This is a genomic window from Pseudomonas sp. VI4.1, from assembly GCF_002029345.1.
GTDB lineage: Bacteria > Pseudomonadota > Gammaproteobacteria > Pseudomonadales > Pseudomonadaceae > Aquipseudomonas.
On record NZ_MULM01000170.1, the window covers coordinates 1 to 16,743 of the forward strand.

Genomic DNA, 16,743 nt, shown 5'->3' on the forward strand with positions numbered 1-16,743 from the left:
GGAGCGAGCTTGCTCGCGATGGTCGCCAACGATAACGCGTGTTTGCTGGATAACATGCGGTGTTCTTGGATCCATCGCGAGCAAGCTCGCTCCTACAGGGGTTGGTGCAAGTCTTGAGACACGGGAATTAAAAAGGCCTCGCATTAGCGAGGCCTTTTATTTGGGCTTCAATCGGTTCAACTCTTCGGCCTCAGTCCTTGAGAAAGTCCGAACATGAACAGCAATAAATCATGATCGGGTTGGGTGACCACGGTTGCCTTCGCAGCCCGTGGCAATGGACAACGCGCATCCGCGTTCATCGAGCTGAGGACGCGCGGGCGAGGCTGCTCCCAAACCGCCAGCGCCAGGGAAGCAACTGCCAAGGCTCCTATCAAAAATAAACCTCGTGCAATTTCGAGTTTCATTGCTATAAACCCTTGATAGCGCTGCCAAACGCCGTCTCATAAAAGTAGATGAGTTTTTGCCAGTCCGTCGTGCTGAACGACGAGTGGCGGCGCAATTGCTTCATGTCATGGGTGGCGGCGCTACGGGCGGTCAACCGCAGCCGGCACTTCTCCAGGTCGATCAAGGCCACCTCGACCCTGGCCGCATCGCCCTCGCCGGTGACCCGGACGAACACGTGCTTGATGTAAAGGCAGCTGTGCTGCAAACGGCCCTTGTGCATGCGGGCCAGATTCTCGGCCAGATCCTTGAGCACGCGATCATGCACCGCTTCACCGTGACGTTCACGACCGCCGCCGGCGTACCAATGTTCGAGTTCCTCAAAGCCGTCCAGTGACTTGGTCACCAGCAGGGCTCGCCATTTGTGTACCGGGTCGCGCTGCGCACCGCAGAACACAATTTCGGGAACGCGCACGTCGATCCGGCTCAGACCGATCAGCGCATCACGTTCGCGCAATACCGTCGGCCGACCGAACGGATACCGCCAGCTGCGATAAATGTGCCCGGTCTGTCGTTTAGTGTAGAGCAGGTTTCCATCGCTGCCGCGAACGCGCTGCACACCACTTTCTCCACCGCGCCGGACGTTGGGCTCTTCTACCCATTCGCCGCGCAGATTCCAGTAGTAGTCGAAGCGCTCCTGGGGAGCGATTTGCGATCCTGCTGCACATTGCACTGCCATCTGTTACCTCTTGCGTAATACGTAAACTCGCCACATGGCATAGAGCGGTAAAAAATCCAGTCGTTGCTGGATACGGAAACCCGCCTGCTCGAATTCCTTTTCGACCGTAGCAGCCGGTAACACAAAACGATTTTGGTAACTGACCTGCCCACGGGTACCTTCAAGCCGCTTGCGTTTCCACGCTTTGAAGTTGCCGTCCACCCACAATGAAAGAATCACGCTGTCACGGGTGACGCGCTCGAATTCACGCAAAATGGCCAGTCGATGCTCGGCTTCACCGATGTGGTGGAGTAACCGCATGCAGAAAATGCTGTCGACGGCGTTATCCGGCAAAGCGATGTCGAAAGCAGAAGTGTGCAAGGGTTGTACCCGTTTCACCACGTCGGCAGGTTGCGCCTGCAAGGCAATCTTGATCATCGCTTCGGAGTTGTCGGCTCCGATGATGGCGCGATTGGCTTTTTCCGCGAGCAACGGCCAGAAACGCCCCGCGCCACAGGGTAAATCAAGGACCAGCCCCGGCTCCCCAACCAGCTTGAGCGCCTGTCGCGCCACTTGCTCATCACGCCAATGCGACAGGCGGCGAGCGAGGCCGGCCTGATGCTTGCGCAAGTAGTGTTGAGCGTGTTGATCGTCGTACTTTTCGGAAAAGTCGAGTTTGATCGGGCCGTCGTCCATCATCAGGTCTCCAGAACAACTGATGGACTCACGATAGGCAGCGCCGTGTCGGCGCCAGGTCATGCCTTTGTGAAAAAATTGTCATGTAAAATGTCGAATTATTGCGAGGTTTTACATGGAGACAGTGATAGCTCTGGGCCATCAGCGAAACACTTGATCAGGATGCGCCCTGGCTCAACTCCACCTGAAAGCGGCAGCCGTTGGGTTCCATGTTCGTCAGACTGACGTTCCAACCCTGGTTTTCGCAAATCCGCTGCACCAGCGACAGACCCAACCCCAGGCCCTCGCCGCGCTTCTCGCTGCCCCGCACGAATGGCTCGAACATCGCTTCGCGTTTTTCCTCGGGAATGCCGACGCCACTGTCCTCGACCATGAAACCGCTGGTCGTCAAGGTCAAGCGGATGAACCCGCGTTCGGTGTAATGCAACGCGTTACGCAGCAGGTTGCCCATGACGGCGTGCAGAAGGGTGGCGTTGTAGCGCGTGGATGCCGGCTCCCCCGCTTCGAAGATCAGGCTCAGCCCCTTGGCCTCGATCGGCTCGCGCCACAGATGGAGCAGCCCGTCAGCCACCTGGTTCAAGGTTTGTTGCGGCGCCATGCTGGCGTCGTCACGTTGCGCACGGGCCAGCATCAGGAAGGTTTGCACCAGCTCTCGCATTTCTTCGCAGGCACGGGCGATTCGCTCGACCTGGGCGCGACCCCGTTGATCGAGACCGGGATTTTCCAGCAACAACTCACAGGAGCTGGCCAGCACCATCAACGGCGTGCGCAATTCGTGGCTGACGTCACTGGTAAACAACCGCTCGCGGGACAACGCCTGGCGCAAGCGCCCCAAGGTGGCGTCGAAGGCGACGGCCAGCTCCCCGACTTCATCGGCGGCGTAATCCGGTGCCAGCGGTGGCGCCAGCCCCAACAATTGGTCGCGGTGACGGACCTGACGGGCCAGCCGCACCACCGGCGCCATGACCTTGCGCGCCAGTACCCAGCCGAGAAACACCGCCAACGCCAGGCTCAGCACGAAACCCACCAGGACCACGGCAAACAGCACCCGCTCGCGCTCCTCGAAATCGCTCTGGTCCTGCATCAGCACGTAATGTCGGCCGTCGACCACTTCGACCATCGCGTGGTACGACAGCTGCTCGCGAAACACTTCGTGAAAACCAGGGTCCAGGTGGCGCAGATCCTTGGGCAAATCGAAGTCGCCCGGCCCGCCACTGAAATAGAACAGTTGGTCCGGCTCCGGGCGATGGCTCCAGTCCGACACACTGTCCATCAGCAGCAGGCGTTGCAGATCGCCGCCCAGACCTGCCGAAATCAATTTCTCTTCCACCAGGTGCACGGTCGCCACAATGCCCATGGCGAAGGCCCCTGCCACCAATGCGCTCATCAGCGCAAAGGCGATGATGATCCGTTGCGCAAGGCTTTGTCTAAACTCCATCACGGCCCTCGGCCAAGCGATAGCCGACACCGTGCACGGTTTGCAGCAAGGGCTTGGCGAACGGTTTGTCGATCACCTGGCGCAATTGGTGGACATGGCTGCGCAGGCTGTCGCTGTCCGGGCAGTCGTCGCCCCACAGCGCCTCTTCGAGAATTTCCCGGCGCAACACGTGAGGGCTTTTCTGCATCAGCACGGCCAGCAACTTCAGGCCTACCGGATTGAGTTTCAGCAACCGCCCTTCGCGGGTGACTTCCAGGGTGTCGAGGTCGTAGTTCAGATCGCCGACCTGCAAGGTGCGGCGACCGCCACCCTGGGCCCGACGCATGACCGCTTCGATGCGCGCCGCCAGTTCAGACAGGGCAAAGGGTTTGATCAGGTAATCGTCGGCACCGGACTTGAAGCCTTGCAAGCGGTCGTCCAGTTGATCGCGAGCGGTGAGCATGATCACCGGGGTGTCGCGGCGGGCGTCTTCGCGCAGGCGCTTGCACAGGGTGTAGCCATCGATGCCGGGCAACATGATGTCGAGCACGATCAGGTCGTAATGCTCGGTGGCCGCCAGGTGCAGACCTGACAATCCGTCCTGCGCGCAATCCACGGTATAACCCTTGAGCCCCAGGTAATCGGCCAGATTGGCCAGGATATCGCGGTTGTCTTCAACCAATAGAATTCTCATGGGAACCTCCTGCGTACACAGTAACGGCCGTCTTGGCCCGCGCAGCTTAAGGCCAAGCGGGGCTCAGGGCCAGAACTGCGTGCAGTTGCAGATCCTGGCCACGCCCCGGTTAAAGGGCTTAACGACTTTTTCACTGGTGGTTCACAGGCTGACGACAGGAAGATGCCCAGACTCCGCGCGGCTGCGCTTTTCAGAACATTTCACTGACCAAGGAATTGCCATGGTGTCGACCACTGCCCACCCCGCCTCGCGCCCGCTCAATTTCCGGGTGTGCCTGGGTGTCCCTGCCATCGCGGCGATCATTCTGTCACTGCTGGAACTGACGTCCCTGGACATGGACCTGGCCCGGCTGTTCTATGACCCGGTCGCAGGTGATTTCACAGGGCGCCACAGTTACTTCCTCGAAGACATCCTGCACGACCGCGCCAAGCAAGCGGTCATTGCCTTCTCGGTGTTGGCCATCGTCGGTTTTGTCGGCTCTTTTTTCATCGACAGGCTCAAGCCGATCAAACGGGAACTGGGCTGCCTGGTGCTGTCCCTGGCGCTGGCCACCTCCTTTGTCACGCCAGTCAAGGCGCTGACCGCGGTGCAATGCCCGTGGAGCCTTGAACAGTTCGGCGGTCATGAAACCTACAGCGAGCTGCTCAGCCCACGGCCGCCAACCGACAAACCCGGCCGTTGCTGGCCTGGCGGGCATGCCGCGACCGGGTTCACGCTGTTTGCGTTGTTCTTTGTGCTGCGTGACCGTCGTCCGCGCCTGGCGCGCACGGCGTTTGTCTTCGCTTTCGCATTGGGCTCGGTGTTTTCCATCGGCCGGATGATGCAGGGGGCGCATTTCTTTTCGCACAACGTGTGGACGGCGATTTTTTGCTGGCTGATTTGCCTGGGGTCGTATTACTACATCTTGTATCGCCCGGCGGTGAAGGTTGATCGGGTTACCAAGACAGAACCGGTCAGCGCCTGAAACAAAGATCAACATTGTGCGACCGGTGTGACTGTCAAAATCCGGGCAATAAAAAACCCCGCCTGCTTTCGCAGACGGGGCTTTTTTACAGGGGTAAGGCTGGCTTACATCATGCCGCCCATGCCGCCCATACCGCCCATGTCTGGCATGCCGCCGCCAGCTGGAGCGTCGTCCTTGATCTCGGCGATCATGGCTTCGGTGGTGATCATCAGGCTGGCAATCGACGAAGCCGCCTGCAGAGCCGAACGAGTCACTTTAGCCGGGTCCAGGATACCCATTTCGATCATGTCGCCGTATTCGCCGGTCGCAGCGTTGTAACCGTAGTTACCCGAACCCTGCTTGACCTTGTCGACAACCACGCTTGGCTCGTCGCCGGAGTTGGCAACGATCTGGCGCAGTGGCGCTTCAACAGCGCGACGCAGCAACTGGATGCCAACGTTCTGGTCATCGTTGTCGCCTTTGAGCTCGGAGATAGCCTGCAGAGCGCGAACCAGTGCCACGCCGCCGCCAGGTACCACGCCTTCTTCAACGGCTGCACGGGTAGCGTGCAGGGCGTCTTCAACGCGGGCTTTCTTCTCTTTCATTTCTACTTCGGAACCAGCGCCAACCTTGATCACTGCAACGCCGCCGGACAGCTTGGCCAGACGCTCTTGCAGTTTTTCACGGTCGTAGTCGGACGAAGTATCAGCCACTTGCTGACGGATCTGCAGAACGCGAGCCTGGATGTCAGCCTCAACGCCGGCACCGTCGATCACGGTGGTGTTTTCTTTGGACAGGATCACGCGCTTGGCATTACCCAGGTGTTCCAGGGTAGTGCTTTCCAGGCTCAGGCCGATCTCTTCGGAGATAACGGTACCGCCAGTCAGAACAGCGATGTCCTGCAGCATGGCCTTGCGACGGTCGCCGAAGCCTGGAGCCTTGACGGCTGCGACTTTAACGATGCCACGCATGTTGTTCACAACCAGAGTCGCCAGGGCTTCGCCTTCAACGTCTTCGGCCACGATCAGCAGCGGACGGCCGGCTTTGGCAACGGCTTCCAGTACTGGCAGCATTTCGCGGATGTTCGAGATCTTTTTGTCGACCAGCAGGATCAGCGGACCGTCGAGCTCGGCAGTCATGGTCTCTGGCTTGTTGACGAAGTACGGGGACAGGTAGCCACGGTCGAACTGCATGCCTTCAACAACCGACAGTTCGTTTTCCAGGCCCGAGCCTTCTTCAACGGTGATCACGCCTTCTTTGCCGACTTTTTCCATGGCTTCGGCAATGATGTCGCCGATGGAGTTGTCGGAGTTGGCCGAGATGGTGCCGACCTGAGCGATCGCCTTGGTGTCAGCGCAAGGCTTGGACAGGGCTTTCAGCTCTTTGACAATGGCGATGGTCGCTTTGTCGATACCGCGCTTCAGGTCCATCGGGTTCATGCCGGCAGCGACGGCTTTCAGGCCTTCGTTGACGATCGATTGAGCCAGAACGGTAGCGGTGGTGGTGCCGTCGCCTGCGTCATCGTTGGCACGGGAGGCAACGTCTTTGACCAGCTGCGCGCCCATGTTTTCGAAGCGATCTTTCAGCTCGATTTCTTTTGCAACGGACACGCCGTCCTTGGTGATGGTCGGAGCGCCGAAGCTCTTCTCGATGATCACGTTACGGCCTTTAGGGCCCAGGGTCGCTTTTACTGCGTCAGCCAGGACGTTGACACCGGCGAGCATTTTCTTGCGGGCGGAATCGCCGAATTTAACTTCTTTAGCAGCCATGATCGATATTCCTTAAATACTTTGTAGTAGCGGGAAAATGAGCGGGGATTCAGCCTTCGATAACAGCGAGGATTTCGCTCTCGCCGATGACCAGCAGGTCTTCGCCGTCGACTTTCACGGTGTTGCTGCCGGAGTAAGGGCCGAACACAACCTTGTCACCCACTTTCACGGCCAGCGCGCGCACTTCACCGTTTTCCAGTGCTTTGCCCGGGCCTACAGCGAGGACTTCGCCCTGGTTTGGCTTTTCAGCAGCCGAACCTGGCAGGACGATACCGCCAGCGGTTTTCTTTTCTTCTTCGCTGCGACGGACGACGACGCGGTCATGCAGAGGACGAAGCTTCATTGTCGATCTCTCCTAATTGAGGTTTTCATCGGCCGGTGTAGTCCCGGCGGGTTTAACAAATCCGGCGAAGCCGGGTGCGGTTCGGCAAGCGAACCGCGGAAGTCTGTCTGGCGTAATTGCCAGAAACCTTGCGGTGACAGTTACATAAGGGCGGACAAGCCTATTACAAGGGCGGGGGTCAAAAATTTTTCAGGTTGTCGCACCAAAATGAACACGGCACCCGAAGGTGCCGTGTGCTGAAACGATTACTTGGGATCGCGGTGTTCGAACTCGCCTTCGATCACGTCCGGTTCGCGCCCCAGGGGCTGACGCGGAGCCGGACCGCCACGGGGTTGCAGGTCATCGGCGAACGCACGCTGGCGTATCGCCTGTTCCTCGGCACGCTGGCGCATTTTATTGGCCAGCAGCCGGCGGGAGATCGGCAGCAGCATGATCAGGCCCAGCACGTCAGTGACGAAGCCCGGCAGGATCAACAGACCGCCGGCCAGGGCCAGCATCAGGCCTTCGAGCATGGTCTGGGCCGGCAGCTCGCCGCGGTTCAGGCTTTCACGGGCACGCAGTGCAGTGGCCAGACCGGCGATACGCAGCACGAACACGCCGAACATCGAGCCGAGAATGACCAGCAGCAGGGCCGGGAAAAACCCGATCGCCCCGCTCACCTTGACGAATACGAACAGCTCCAACACCGGAAACAGTACAAAGAGCAATAAAAAAGGGCGCATCAAATGGTTCCTCAACGCAAGAATGCCTTGCCAGTCTCCCCTAGATGACGTCGCCGTTGCATGAATTCAAGCGTCGGCCACTGTATTTTTCGGCCAATGCTCGGCGTGAGCCAGAAAAACCAAGGCTTCCCGCACTTGTGTCGGCGTATTACATGGCGCCTGGAACGGCAGCCAGTAAAGGCCCTGGCCAATGCGCAGGTGCATGCCCTCGGTGTCGATACCCGCCAGTTGCGCCGGTTCGCTCTTCGGCAAGCCGGCCAGTTCGACGTAGTGGGCGATGGCTTTGGCGTGATCGGCATTCATGTGCTCGACCATGCTCGCCTCGGCCTTGCCGGCGAACGGGTTGGCCAGGGTCAACTGGTCGACCCAGTGAATGGCGCCGAAACCGCCGATGTAACGGTGACGCACAGGCTTGAGTACCCAGAAATCGAAATCGTGGGCCTTGTGGTAGCTCTGCGAATCAGGGAAATAGCGGTAGTAACGCTCAGCCGCTGCTTCGATGGCGGCCTCGTCCTCGAGCTTTTCCGCTTCGGCGAGGTAGGTCAGGCGACCAACGGCTTGCACGTCTTCGGCCCCGCGCTCGCCGACGAACAGTGAGCATTTGGGGTCCTTTTGCAGATTGTGGGTGTGCTGGGCGATGCGGCTGATAAGGATCAGCGGCCAACCCTGTCCGTCCAGACAGTACGGAACCACCGAGCCAAACGGGAAACCGGGCATCGCCTTGGAATGCGTCGAGAGCACTCCACGGTATTCCTTGAGAAGCAATTCTCGTGCATTCTTGGCCGCTTCAACGCTCAATTTATGACTCCTTATATAGAATCCGTCAAAAAAACGGACGGGCATCTGGGATAAGTTCCAGCACGCCAGCGGGCAGTTCTCATGTGCAACCAGGCCACATCAGGTGCAGATCGAGAGGCTATCCAGGAGGAAAACCACTCTGACCTGCTATTGGGGCATGCGAATGCAACTCACTGACAAAGTAATCATTATCACGGGCGGTTGCCAGGGTTTAGGTCGCTCCATGGCCGAGTATTTCGCCGGCCTTGGCGCGAAGCTGGCGCTGGTGGACCTGAACCAGGAAAAACTCGACGACGCCGTCGCCGCGTGCCAGGCCAAGGGCGTCGAAGCCCGCGCCTACTTGTGCAACGTCGCCGACGAAGAGCAAGTGACGCACATGGTCGCCCAAGTGGCCGACGATTTTGGTGCGATCCATGGCCTGGTCAACAACGCCGGGATCCTGCGCGACGCTCTGCTGGTCAAGGTCAAGGATGGCGCGATGACCAAAATGAGCCTGGCCCAATGGCAGGCGGTCATCGACGTCAACCTGACCGGCGTGTTCCTGTGCACCCGGGAAGTCGCGGCGAAAATGATCGAGCTGCAGACGGGCGGCACGATCATCAATATTTCGTCGATCTCCCGCGCCGGTAACGTCGGCCAGACCAACTACTCCGCCGCCAAGGCCGGGGTGGCTGCAGCCACCGTGACCTGGGCGAAGGAACTGGCACGCTACGGCATTCGTGTGGCGGGCATTGCACCGGGCTTTATCGAAACCGAAATGACCCTGGGGATGAAACCGGAAGCGCTGGAGAAGATGACGTCCGGGATCCCGCTCAAGCGCATGGGCACGCCGGAGGAGATTGCTCATTCGGCGGCGTATATCTTCGAGAACGACTATTACACCGGGCGGATACTGGAGTTGGATGGCGGGATGCGCATTTAAGACCACCGCAAAATAAATGTGGGAGCAAGCCCGCTCCCACAATTGGACCGCGTTTCTTCAGCGAATCAATCGTCGCTGATGGTGATATTCGGCATTGCCGGCGTCACCGCTTCCTGCAACACAATCCGCGCGCCGACATGGCGAGCCAGTTCCTGGTACACCAGCGCAATCGGGCTGTCCGGCTCGGCGATCACTGTCGGCTTGCCGCCATCGGCCTGTTCGCGGATAGCCATTGCCAACGGCAACGAGGCTAACAGTTCGACGCCGTACTGGTTGGCCAGCTTCACCCCTCCGCCCTCACCGAACAGATGCTCGGCATGCCCACAGTTGGAGCAGATGTGCACAGCCATGTTTTCCACCACGCCCAGCACCGGGATGTTGACCTTGCGGAACATCTCCACACCCTTGCGCGCGTCCAGCAGTGCCAGGTCCTGCGGCGTGGTCACGATCACCGCACCGGCCACCGGGACTTTCTGCGCCAGGGTCAACTGGATGTCGCCGGTGCCAGGGGGCATGTCGATGACCAGGTAATCCAGGTCGCCCCAGGCCGTTTGAGTGACCAGTTGCAACAACGCCCCGGAAACCATCGGCCCGCGCCAGACCATCGGCGTGTTGTCGTCGGTCAGGAACGCCATGGACATCACTTCGACGCCATGGGACTCGATCGGCACGAACCATTTCTGATCCTTGACCTTCGGTCGGGTACCTTCGGGGATACCGAACATGATGCCCTGGCTCGGACCGTAGATGTCCGCGTCGAGAATCCCGACCTTGGCGCCTTCGCGGGCCAGTGCCAGGGCCAGGTTGGCGGCGGTGGTGGATTTGCCCACACCGCCCTTGCCGGACGCCACGGCCACCACGTTCTTGACGTTGGCTAGGCCGGGAATCTGTGCCTGAGCCTTGTGCGCGGCGATCACACTGGTGATCTCGACACGGGCGCTGGTCACGCCGTCGAGCTGTTCGATGGCCATTTGCAGCATTTGCGCCCAGCCACTCTTGAACAGGCCGGCGGCGTAACCCAGCTCCAGCTGGACGCTGACACGATCGCCCTGGAGGTCGATGCTGCGCACGCACCCGGCGCTGACCGGGTCCTGGTTCAGGTAGGGGTCGGTGTATTGGCGAAGGACGGCTTCCACCGCTGCGCGATTGACGGCGCTCATGGGCAACTCCGATAGCAAGACTGGAAAATCAGGCGAGTATCGTACCTGTTCTGATGGTCTGGCGGGATGCCCAAAAAGATCGCGATTTTTGTGGTGGCCCGGCTTGTCGGCGGAGGCGTACTCGGGAATGCCTTCGCCGGCAAGCCTGGCTCCTACAAGATGAAACAGGCTCACGGGGTGAAAAATATGCGCCAGCGCTTTATAGTGGCCGACCTCCGTTTCATCAAGTAGCCGAGCCCCATGTCCGAGCCACGCAAGATCCTCGTCACCAGCGCCCTGCCCTATGCCAATGGTTCGATCCATCTTGGCCACATGCTGGAATACATCCAGACCGATATGTGGGTGCGCTTCCAGAAGCACCGCGGCAATCAATGCATTTATGTCTGCGCCGACGACGCCCACGGTTCGGCCATCATGCTGCGCGCGGAGAAGGAAGGCATCACTCCGGAACAACTGATCGCCAACGTCCAGGCTGAACACAGCGCCGACTTTGCCGAGTTCCTGGTGGACTTCGACAATTTCCACTCCACTCACGCCGAAGAAAACCGTGAGCTGTCGAGCCAGGTCTACCTGAAGCTGCGCGACGCCGGGCACATCGCCACGCGTTCGATCACGCAGTACTTCGATCCGGAAAAGAAAATGTTCCTGGCCGACCGCTTCATCAAGGGCACCTGCCCGAAATGCGGCACCGAAGACCAGTATGGCGACAATTGCGAAAAATGCGGTGCGACCTACGCACCGACCGACCTGAAGGATCCGAAGTCGGCGATCTCCGGCGCCACCCCGGTGCTCAAGGATTCCCAGCACTTCTTCTTCAAGCTGCCGGACTTCCAGGAAATGCTGCAGGCCTGGACCCGCAGCGGCACCCTGCAAGAAGCCGTGGCCAACAAGATCGCCGAATGGCTCGATGCCGGCCTGCAACAATGGGACATCTCCCGTGATGCGCCGTACTTCGGTTTCGAGATCCCCGACGAGCCGGGCAAGTACTTCTATGTCTGGCTGGATGCGCCGATCGGCTACATGGCCAGCTTCAAGAACCTGTGCGACCGCAAGCCGGAACTGGACTTCGATGCGTTCTGGAACAAAGACTCCACCGCCGAGCTGTATCACTTCATCGGCAAGGACATCGTCAATTTCCACGCGCTGTTCTGGCCCGCCATGCTCGAAGGCGCCGGGTTCCGTAAACCGACCGGCATCAACGTGCACGGCTACCTGACCGTCAACGGTCAGAAAATGTCCAAGTCCCGCGGCACCTTCATCAAGGCCCGGACCTACCTGGATCACCTGTCGCCGGAATACCTGCGTTACTACTACGCGGCCAAGCTCGGCCGTGGCGTCGACGACCTGGACCTGAACCTCGAAGACTTCGTGCAGAAGGTCAACTCCGACCTGGTCGGTAAAGTCGTCAACATCGCCAGCCGTTGCGCCGGCTTCATCCACAAAGGCAACGCGGGTGTGCTGGTGGCCGGTAACGCCGCGCCGGAACTGACTGAAGCCTTCCTCGCCGCTGCGCCGAGCATTGCCGAAGCCTACGAGGCTCGCGACTTCGCCCGCGCCATGCGCGAGATCATGGGCCTGGCCGACCGCGCCAACGCCTGGATCGCCGACAAGGCGCCGTGGTCGCTGAACAAACAGGAAGGCAAGCAGGAAGAAGTTCAGGCCATCTGTGCCCTGGGCATCAACCTGTTCCGCCAACTGGTGATCTTCCTCAAGCCGGTATTGCCGCTGCTGGCCGCCGACGCCGAGGCGTTCCTCAACGTCGCGCCGCTGACCTGGAACGACCACGCGACCTTGCTCAGCAACCATCAGTTGAACGAGTTCAAGCCGTTGATGACCCGTATCGACCCGGTGAAAGTGCAAGCCATGACGGATGCGTCGAAAGAAGACCTGACCGCCAGCCAGACCGACACCGGCAATGCCGCGCCTGCCGGCAACGGCGAGCTGGCCAAGGATCCGCTGTCGCCGGAGATCGAGTTCGACGCGTTTGCCGCGGTCGACTTGCGCGTCGCGCTGATCGTCAAGGCCGAACACGTGGAAGGTGCCGACAAGCTGCTGCGCCTGACATTGGACATCGGTGACGAGCAACGCAACGTGTTCTCCGGGATCAAGAGCGCTTACCCGGATCCGTCCAAGCTCGATGGTCGCCTGACCATGATGATCGCCAACCTCAAGCCGCGCAAAATGAAGTTCGGCATCTCCGAAGGCATGGTGATGGCCGCCGGTCCCGGCGGTGAAGAAATCTACCTGCTCAGCCCTGACAGCGGCGCCAAGCCAGGTCAGCGCATCAAGTAACACCCTGCGGTAAATCGATCCCACAGTCGTGCCTGGCGCGCCTGTGGGATTTTCATGTCTGGCCCACCCTCCGTCCTTGCCGGATAATGCCTAACCTTGTTAGACAGCTCCATTGGAAAGCCCCCGTTCTTGCCGGCACGATCATGACCGAGATACTGCTTACGCTTATCAGCGCCGCCCTGATCAACAACCTCGTGTTGCACTGGCCGCTGGGCGTCGATCCGCTGCTGGGCAGCGAGCGCCACCAGGTGCATGCGCTGGGCATTGCGACGACGTGCCTGATGCTGATTGTCGGCCTGTCGAGCTACGCGCTTTATCACTGGCTGCTGGTGCCTTTGGGGCTGACGCCGCTGCGCCTGTTCGTATTTCTGCCACTGAGCGTGCTGTTGATCGCGCCCTTGTTGAAGCTGCTTGCACGGCTGTTTGAGAAACTCTCGTTCGAAGGCCTCTGGCCGCTGCTGCTGGGTAACGCCGGAGTACTCGGCCTGGCGCTGATCAATGTGCAAAATGACAAGGGATTCTTTCACGCCACAGCCCTGAGCCTCGGCGCCGGGCTGGGTTTCTGGCTGGTGCTGAGTCTGTTCAGCGACCTGCGCCAGCGCACACTCGATAACGATATCCCCCTGCCCTTTCGCGGCCTGCCGATCGATCTGATCGGCGCCGGACTGATCGCAGTGGCTTTTCTCGGATTCAGCGGGCTGATCAAAACATGAGTCTGATTCAACGCATCGACGCCCTCTTGCCGCAGACCCAATGCGGCAAGTGCGGCCACCCCGGATGCAAGCCCTACGCCGAAGGCATCGCCAGCGGCGAGTCGATCAACAAGTGCCCGCCGGGCGGCAGCGAAACCATCGCGGCCCTGGCAGACCTGCTGAAGGTGCCGGTGCTGGAGCTGGACACCAGTCGCGGTGCGGCTCCCGCGCAAATCGCTTACATCCGCGAGGCCGAGTGCATCGGTTGCACCAAATGCATCCAGGCGTGCCCGGTGGACGCCATCGTCGGTGCAGCCAAACTGATGCACACGGTCATCGTCGACGAATGCACCGGTTGCGACCTCTGTGTAGCGCCCTGCCCGGTGGATTGCATCGAGATGCGACCGTTGCCGCTGGCCACGGTAGTGCCGGTGGTCGGCGGCCTGGCGTTCAGTCTTGAACAGCAACAGGCTCGCGCCGCCAAACGCAATCACGCGCGGCGCCGGTTTGAACAGCGCAACGCCCGCTTGCGTCGTGAAGAACAACAGAAACTCGCCGAGCGCCAAGCCCGGGCGCAACGCGCCGTGCCGCAGTACAGTGACGTGGCGCTCGATCCGGTGCAGGCAGCCCTGGAACGCGTGCGCGCGCAAAAGGCCGCCAATGCCGATGCCGCACTGAAAAAGGCCAAGATCGATCTGGCGATGAGCCGCGCGCAACTGAATAAATCGCTCAAGGCTTTCGGGCATCCGCCGACGTTCGATCAGCAATCGCAACTGATCGTGCTGCAACAGCAGTTCGAGGCCGCCGAGCAAGCCCTGGCCAGACTGGAGAGCACTGCTGCACCTGCCCCGGCGCCTGTGGCCCCGGTGAAGAATGCGCAGCTGAATCGGGCGAAGATCCAATTGGCCATGCGCCGCGCCGAACTCAAGAAAGCTCAAGCCAGTGAAGCACCGGCCGAACACATTGCAGCGCTGGAGCGCGCGGTGACTGAAGCCGAGCAGCAGGTGGATGCCCATGCCACTGCCTGAACCGGCCGACGAACGCCTTCAGCAGGCCATGACGCAGGTTTTGCTGGCCACGGTGCCGGGAATGCTGGTGTTGTTCTGGTGGAATGGCTGGGGCGTGTTGATCAACCTGCTGCTGGCGGGAGTGACCGCATTGGCGGTTGAAGCGCTGGTATTGCGGCTGCGCAAGCGCCCCATCAAACCGACCTTGAGCGACTGCAGCGCGCTGGTCAGTGCGACGCTGCTGGCACTGGCCTTGCCGCCTTATTGCCCGTGGTGGCTGACGGTCAGTGCGGTGGCTTTTGCGCTGGTGTTTGGCAAGCACCTGTATGGTGGCGTCGGCAAGAACCCGTTCAACCCGGCCATGCTCGGTTTTGCCCTGGTGCTGGTGGCCTTTCCCCAGCAGATGACCCATTGGCCATCATCCCATGGCATGGACCTGCTCAGTGGCTTGCGGCAGGTGTTCGGTTTCAGTCCCGGCCAGGCACCGGATGCCTGGGCCCAGGCCACCGCACTGGACAGCCTGCGGATCAACAACAGCCTGACCATGGACGAACTGTTCGCCGATAACCCGGCATTCGGCCGGTTCGGCGGGCGTGGCGTGGAATGGGTCAACTTGGCCTTTTTGGCGGGCGGCGCGTTTCTGCTGCAACGGCGGGTGTTCAGCTGGCACGCGCCGGTCGGCATGCTGGCCAGCCTGTTCGTGATCAGTCTGCTGTGCTGGAACGGCACCGGCTCCGATTCCCATGGCTCACCGCTGTTTCATCTGCTCACTGGCGCGAGCATGCTGGGGGCATTCTTTATTGTCACCGAACCGGTATCCGGCGCCAAAAGCCCCGGAGCCCGTCTGCTGTTCGGCGCGGGCGTGGGGCTGCTGACGTATGTGCTGCGCACCTGGGGCGGCTATCCGGACGGCGTAGCTTTTGCCGTACTGCTGATGAACCTGTGCGTACCGGCGCTGGAGCGGATTGCCGCGGCCAGGCAGGAGCGGGTTGAACCATGAGCCGAGCGTCGAGTGGCGTGATCCTGGTGTTGCTGGCGGGCCTGGGAACAGGCGCGACCTACCTCGTGCAGCTCACTAGCGCGCCGCGCATTGCGGCTGAACAGCGTCTGATCGACAGTCGCCACCTGCTCGACGTGCTGCCCCCTGACAGTTATGACAATCAGCCGCTGGAACAGCCCCTCAGCCTTGCAAGAACAGGCTTGCCAGAAAGCATGCTGCTGGGTGGCTACCGCGCGACCAAGGCCGGCCAACCCAGCGCCGTATTGCTGCGCAGCCAGACCCTGGGCTATGCAGGCTCAATCGAACTGCTGATCGCCATCGGTGCCAATGGCCGGTTGCTGGGCGTCAAAACCCTCAATCAATCGGAAACGCCGGGGCTGGGCGGCAGGATTGCCGACTGGCCCAACGCCTGGCTTCAGGTCTTTGCGGGTAAATCGCAAGCCGAACCTGGCGATGCGGGCTGGGCGCTGAAAAAAGATCAGGGGACATTCGATCAGATCGCTGGCGCGACCATCACTTCAAGAGCGGTGATCAACGCCATTCATGACGCGTTGCGCTACTTTGATCAACACTCGCAACAGCTGCTCGGGAGCAGTGCCCATGAATAACTCATCGCCCCTGCAACACTCGCTGATGCTGGCCCCCCTGATCGGCGCGACGGACTCACTGATGAAGGCGCTGGGCTTGTGGCTGATGTTCATCATGGTAAGCAGTGCCTTTGGCCTGTGCATGGGCGCCTTGCGCGCTCGACTGATTCCGGCGACCCACGTGCTGGCTGGCGTCTTGCTGGCGGCCACGCTGACCAGTTGCGCTGAACTCGGGGCGCAGGCCTGGTCGCTTCAATGGCATCAACAGATGGGCTGGTATGCAGGATTGATCGCCTTGCAATGCGTCGTCATGGACCAGACCGGTTTTTTCCAGCGCACAGGGCGTGATCGCCTGCGCCTGTGCGGCCTGTTCGGTGCGTTACTGATGGGTATGGGTTTTCTGCGAGAGCTGTTGGGCAGCGGGACACTGGGCGGCCACCTGCCGTGGCTGGCTGGCGCCGCGCAACCGGACTGGCAAGGCTGGGTCCTGACCGCCGACGGTGGGGTACGCCTGGCTATCCTGGCGCCCGGTGGATTCATTCTGCTCGGGCTGCTGCTCGCCGCCTGGCAGGCCTGGGCGCACCCGACACCTTCACACTGAC

Annotated in this window: 18 protein-coding genes and 1 pseudogene; 9 read left to right on the forward strand and 10 right to left on the reverse strand. The window is 60.6% G+C overall.

What is annotated here, in order from left to right:
• Positions 1–176: 176 nt before the first annotated feature.
• The 5 genes from BZ163_RS22230 to colR form a co-directional block, all read right to left on the reverse strand.
• The gene (locus BZ163_RS22230) at positions 177–404 is read right to left on the reverse strand and encodes a hypothetical protein (protein ID WP_128872607.1); all 228 of its coding nucleotides are present in this window, start codon (positions 402–404) and stop codon (positions 177–179) included.
• Positions 405–406: 2 nt separating this feature from the next.
• On the reverse strand, positions 407–1,120 hold the full coding sequence (locus BZ163_RS22235) for a lipopolysaccharide kinase InaA family protein (protein ID WP_128872608.1): 714 nt from the start codon (positions 1,118–1,120) through the stop codon (positions 407–409).
• A 3-nt stretch (positions 1,121–1,123) separates the two neighbouring features.
• Positions 1,124–1,795: a class I SAM-dependent methyltransferase gene (locus tag BZ163_RS22240; protein WP_128872688.1), complete on the reverse strand. Its 672-nt coding sequence runs from the start codon at positions 1,793–1,795 to the stop codon at positions 1,124–1,126.
• Between the two features lie 157 nt (positions 1,796–1,952).
• A complete protein-coding gene (locus BZ163_RS22245; RefSeq protein WP_128872609.1) occupies positions 1,953–3,233 on the reverse strand; it encodes a HAMP domain-containing sensor histidine kinase in 1,281 nt (426 codons plus the stop codon).
• Positions 3,223–3,906 (reverse strand): two-component system response regulator ColR, encoded by a 684-nt coding sequence (gene colR, locus BZ163_RS22250; protein ID WP_128872610.1) that lies wholly within the window; start codon positions 3,904–3,906, stop codon positions 3,223–3,225. The genes BZ163_RS22245 and colR overlap by 11 nt, the downstream gene beginning before the upstream one ends.
• Before the next feature lie 220 nt (positions 3,907–4,126).
• Here colR and BZ163_RS22255 point away from each other — a divergent pair, with 220 nt between their 5' ends.
• Positions 4,127–4,870, forward strand: a complete 744-nt coding sequence (locus tag BZ163_RS22255) for a phosphatase PAP2 family protein (RefSeq protein WP_128872611.1) — start codon at positions 4,127–4,129, stop codon at positions 4,868–4,870.
• A 104-nt stretch (positions 4,871–4,974) separates the two neighbouring features.
• Here the strand turns inward: BZ163_RS22255 and groL are convergent, their stop codons facing one another.
• The 4 genes from groL to BZ163_RS22275 all read right to left on the reverse strand — a co-directional run bounded on the left by groL (position 4,975) and on the right by BZ163_RS22275 (position 8,481).
• Entirely contained in the window at positions 4,975–6,618 is a 1,644-nt protein-coding gene (gene groL, locus BZ163_RS22260) for a chaperonin GroEL (protein WP_027922861.1), read from the reverse strand.
• Between the two features lie 49 nt (positions 6,619–6,667).
• Positions 6,668–6,961, reverse strand: a complete 294-nt coding sequence (locus tag BZ163_RS22265; protein WP_008155545.1) for a co-chaperone GroES — start codon at positions 6,959–6,961, stop codon at positions 6,668–6,670.
• Between the two features lie 245 nt (positions 6,962–7,206).
• On the reverse strand, positions 7,207–7,683 hold the full coding sequence (locus tag BZ163_RS22270; RefSeq protein ID WP_128872612.1) for an FxsA family protein: 477 nt from the start codon (positions 7,681–7,683) through the stop codon (positions 7,207–7,209).
• Between the two features lie 66 nt (positions 7,684–7,749).
• Positions 7,750–8,481 (reverse strand): HugZ family protein, encoded by a 732-nt coding sequence (locus BZ163_RS22275; RefSeq protein WP_128872613.1) that lies wholly within the window; start codon positions 8,479–8,481, stop codon positions 7,750–7,752.
• A gap of 163 nt (positions 8,482–8,644) precedes the next feature.
• Between BZ163_RS22275 and BZ163_RS22280 the strand changes: the two genes are divergently transcribed.
• Positions 8,645–9,403 carry an SDR family oxidoreductase gene (locus BZ163_RS22280; RefSeq protein ID WP_128872614.1) on the forward strand — a complete coding sequence of 253 codons (759 nt, stop codon included), beginning with the start codon at positions 8,645–8,647 and terminating at the stop codon, positions 9,401–9,403.
• A gap of 65 nt (positions 9,404–9,468) precedes the next feature.
• Here BZ163_RS22280 and apbC read toward each other — a convergent pair whose 3' ends face one another.
• A complete protein-coding gene (gene apbC, locus BZ163_RS22285; protein ID WP_128872615.1) occupies positions 9,469–10,563 on the reverse strand; it encodes an iron-sulfur cluster carrier protein ApbC in 1,095 nt (364 codons plus the stop codon).
• A gap of 66 nt (positions 10,564–10,629) precedes the next feature.
• Here apbC and BZ163_RS34930 point away from each other — a divergent pair, with 66 nt between their 5' ends.
• From BZ163_RS34930 to BZ163_RS22315, 7 genes and pseudogenes are all read left to right on the forward strand, one after another.
• Positions 10,630–10,794 (forward strand): hypothetical protein, encoded by a 165-nt coding sequence (locus BZ163_RS34930; RefSeq protein ID WP_168187395.1) that lies wholly within the window; start codon positions 10,630–10,632, stop codon positions 10,792–10,794.
• A 9-nt stretch (positions 10,795–10,803) separates the two neighbouring features.
• The gene (gene metG / locus BZ163_RS22290) at positions 10,804–12,855 is read left to right on the forward strand and encodes a methionine--tRNA ligase (protein WP_128872616.1); all 2,052 of its coding nucleotides are present in this window, start codon (positions 10,804–10,806) and stop codon (positions 12,853–12,855) included.
• 143 nt (positions 12,856–12,998) lie between these two features.
• Positions 12,999–13,568, forward strand: coding sequence for an electron transport complex protein RnfA (locus BZ163_RS22295; RefSeq protein WP_128872617.1), 570 nt, complete (start codon positions 12,999–13,001; stop codon positions 13,566–13,568).
• Between the two features lie 17 nt (positions 13,569–13,585).
• Positions 13,586–13,960, forward strand: a pseudogene (gene rsxB / locus BZ163_RS36550) (electron transport complex subunit RsxB); the annotation flags it as partial.
• A gap of 601 nt (positions 13,961–14,561) precedes the next feature.
• Positions 14,562–15,554: an RnfABCDGE type electron transport complex subunit D gene (locus BZ163_RS22305; protein ID WP_128872619.1), complete on the forward strand. Its 993-nt coding sequence runs from the start codon at positions 14,562–14,564 to the stop codon at positions 15,552–15,554.
• Entirely contained in the window at positions 15,551–16,162 is a 612-nt protein-coding gene (locus tag BZ163_RS22310; RefSeq protein ID WP_128872620.1) for an RnfABCDGE type electron transport complex subunit G, read from the forward strand. The genes BZ163_RS22305 and BZ163_RS22310 overlap by 4 nt, the downstream gene beginning before the upstream one ends.
• A complete protein-coding gene (locus BZ163_RS22315) occupies positions 16,155–16,742 on the forward strand; it encodes an Rnf-Nqr domain containing protein (RefSeq protein WP_128872621.1) in 588 nt (195 codons plus the stop codon). Before BZ163_RS22310 ends, BZ163_RS22315 begins: the two co-directional genes overlap by 8 nt.
• The last annotated feature ends 1 nt before the right edge of the window (position 16,743 follow it).

What these genes read in the sequence shown, in the direction of transcription:
- metG (WP_128872616.1), top strand. Translation starts at nt 10,804, where the DNA reads ATGTCCGAGCCACGCAAGATCCTCGTCACCAGCGCCCTGCCCTATGCC.
- BZ163_RS22235 (WP_128872608.1), bottom strand. Translation starts at nt 1,120, where the DNA reads ATGGCAGTGCAATGTGCAGCAGGATCGCAAATCGCTCCCCAGGAGCGC.
- BZ163_RS22280 (WP_128872614.1), top strand. Translation starts at nt 8,645, where the DNA reads ATGCAACTCACTGACAAAGTAATCATTATCACGGGCGGTTGCCAGGGT.
- BZ163_RS22240 (WP_128872688.1), bottom strand. Translation starts at nt 1,795, where the DNA reads ATGGACGACGGCCCGATCAAACTCGACTTTTCCGAAAAGTACGACGAT.
- BZ163_RS22270 (WP_128872612.1), bottom strand. Translation starts at nt 7,683, where the DNA reads ATGCGCCCTTTTTTATTGCTCTTTGTACTGTTTCCGGTGTTGGAGCTG.
- BZ163_RS22265 (WP_008155545.1), bottom strand. Translation starts at nt 6,961, where the DNA reads ATGAAGCTTCGTCCTCTGCATGACCGCGTCGTCGTCCGTCGCAGCGAA.
- colR (WP_128872610.1), bottom strand. Translation starts at nt 3,906, where the DNA reads ATGAGAATTCTATTGGTTGAAGACAACCGCGATATCCTGGCCAATCTG.
- apbC (WP_128872615.1), bottom strand. Translation starts at nt 10,563, where the DNA reads ATGAGCGCCGTCAATCGCGCAGCGGTGGAAGCCGTCCTTCGCCAATAC.
- BZ163_RS22245 (WP_128872609.1), bottom strand. Translation starts at nt 3,233, where the DNA reads ATGGAGTTTAGACAAAGCCTTGCGCAACGGATCATCATCGCCTTTGCG.
- BZ163_RS22230 (WP_128872607.1), bottom strand. Translation starts at nt 404, where the DNA reads ATGAAACTCGAAATTGCACGAGGTTTATTTTTGATAGGAGCCTTGGCA.
- BZ163_RS22305 (WP_128872619.1), top strand. Translation starts at nt 14,562, where the DNA reads ATGCCACTGCCTGAACCGGCCGACGAACGCCTTCAGCAGGCCATGACG.
- BZ163_RS22310 (WP_128872620.1), top strand. Translation starts at nt 15,551, where the DNA reads ATGAGCCGAGCGTCGAGTGGCGTGATCCTGGTGTTGCTGGCGGGCCTG.
- BZ163_RS22295 (WP_128872617.1), top strand. Translation starts at nt 12,999, where the DNA reads ATGACCGAGATACTGCTTACGCTTATCAGCGCCGCCCTGATCAACAAC.
- BZ163_RS34930 (WP_168187395.1), top strand. Translation starts at nt 10,630, where the DNA reads ATGCCCAAAAAGATCGCGATTTTTGTGGTGGCCCGGCTTGTCGGCGGA.
- BZ163_RS22315 (WP_128872621.1), top strand. Translation starts at nt 16,155, where the DNA reads ATGAATAACTCATCGCCCCTGCAACACTCGCTGATGCTGGCCCCCCTG.
- BZ163_RS22255 (WP_128872611.1), top strand. Translation starts at nt 4,127, where the DNA reads ATGGTGTCGACCACTGCCCACCCCGCCTCGCGCCCGCTCAATTTCCGG.
- groL (WP_027922861.1), bottom strand. Translation starts at nt 6,618, where the DNA reads ATGGCTGCTAAAGAAGTTAAATTCGGCGATTCCGCCCGCAAGAAAATG.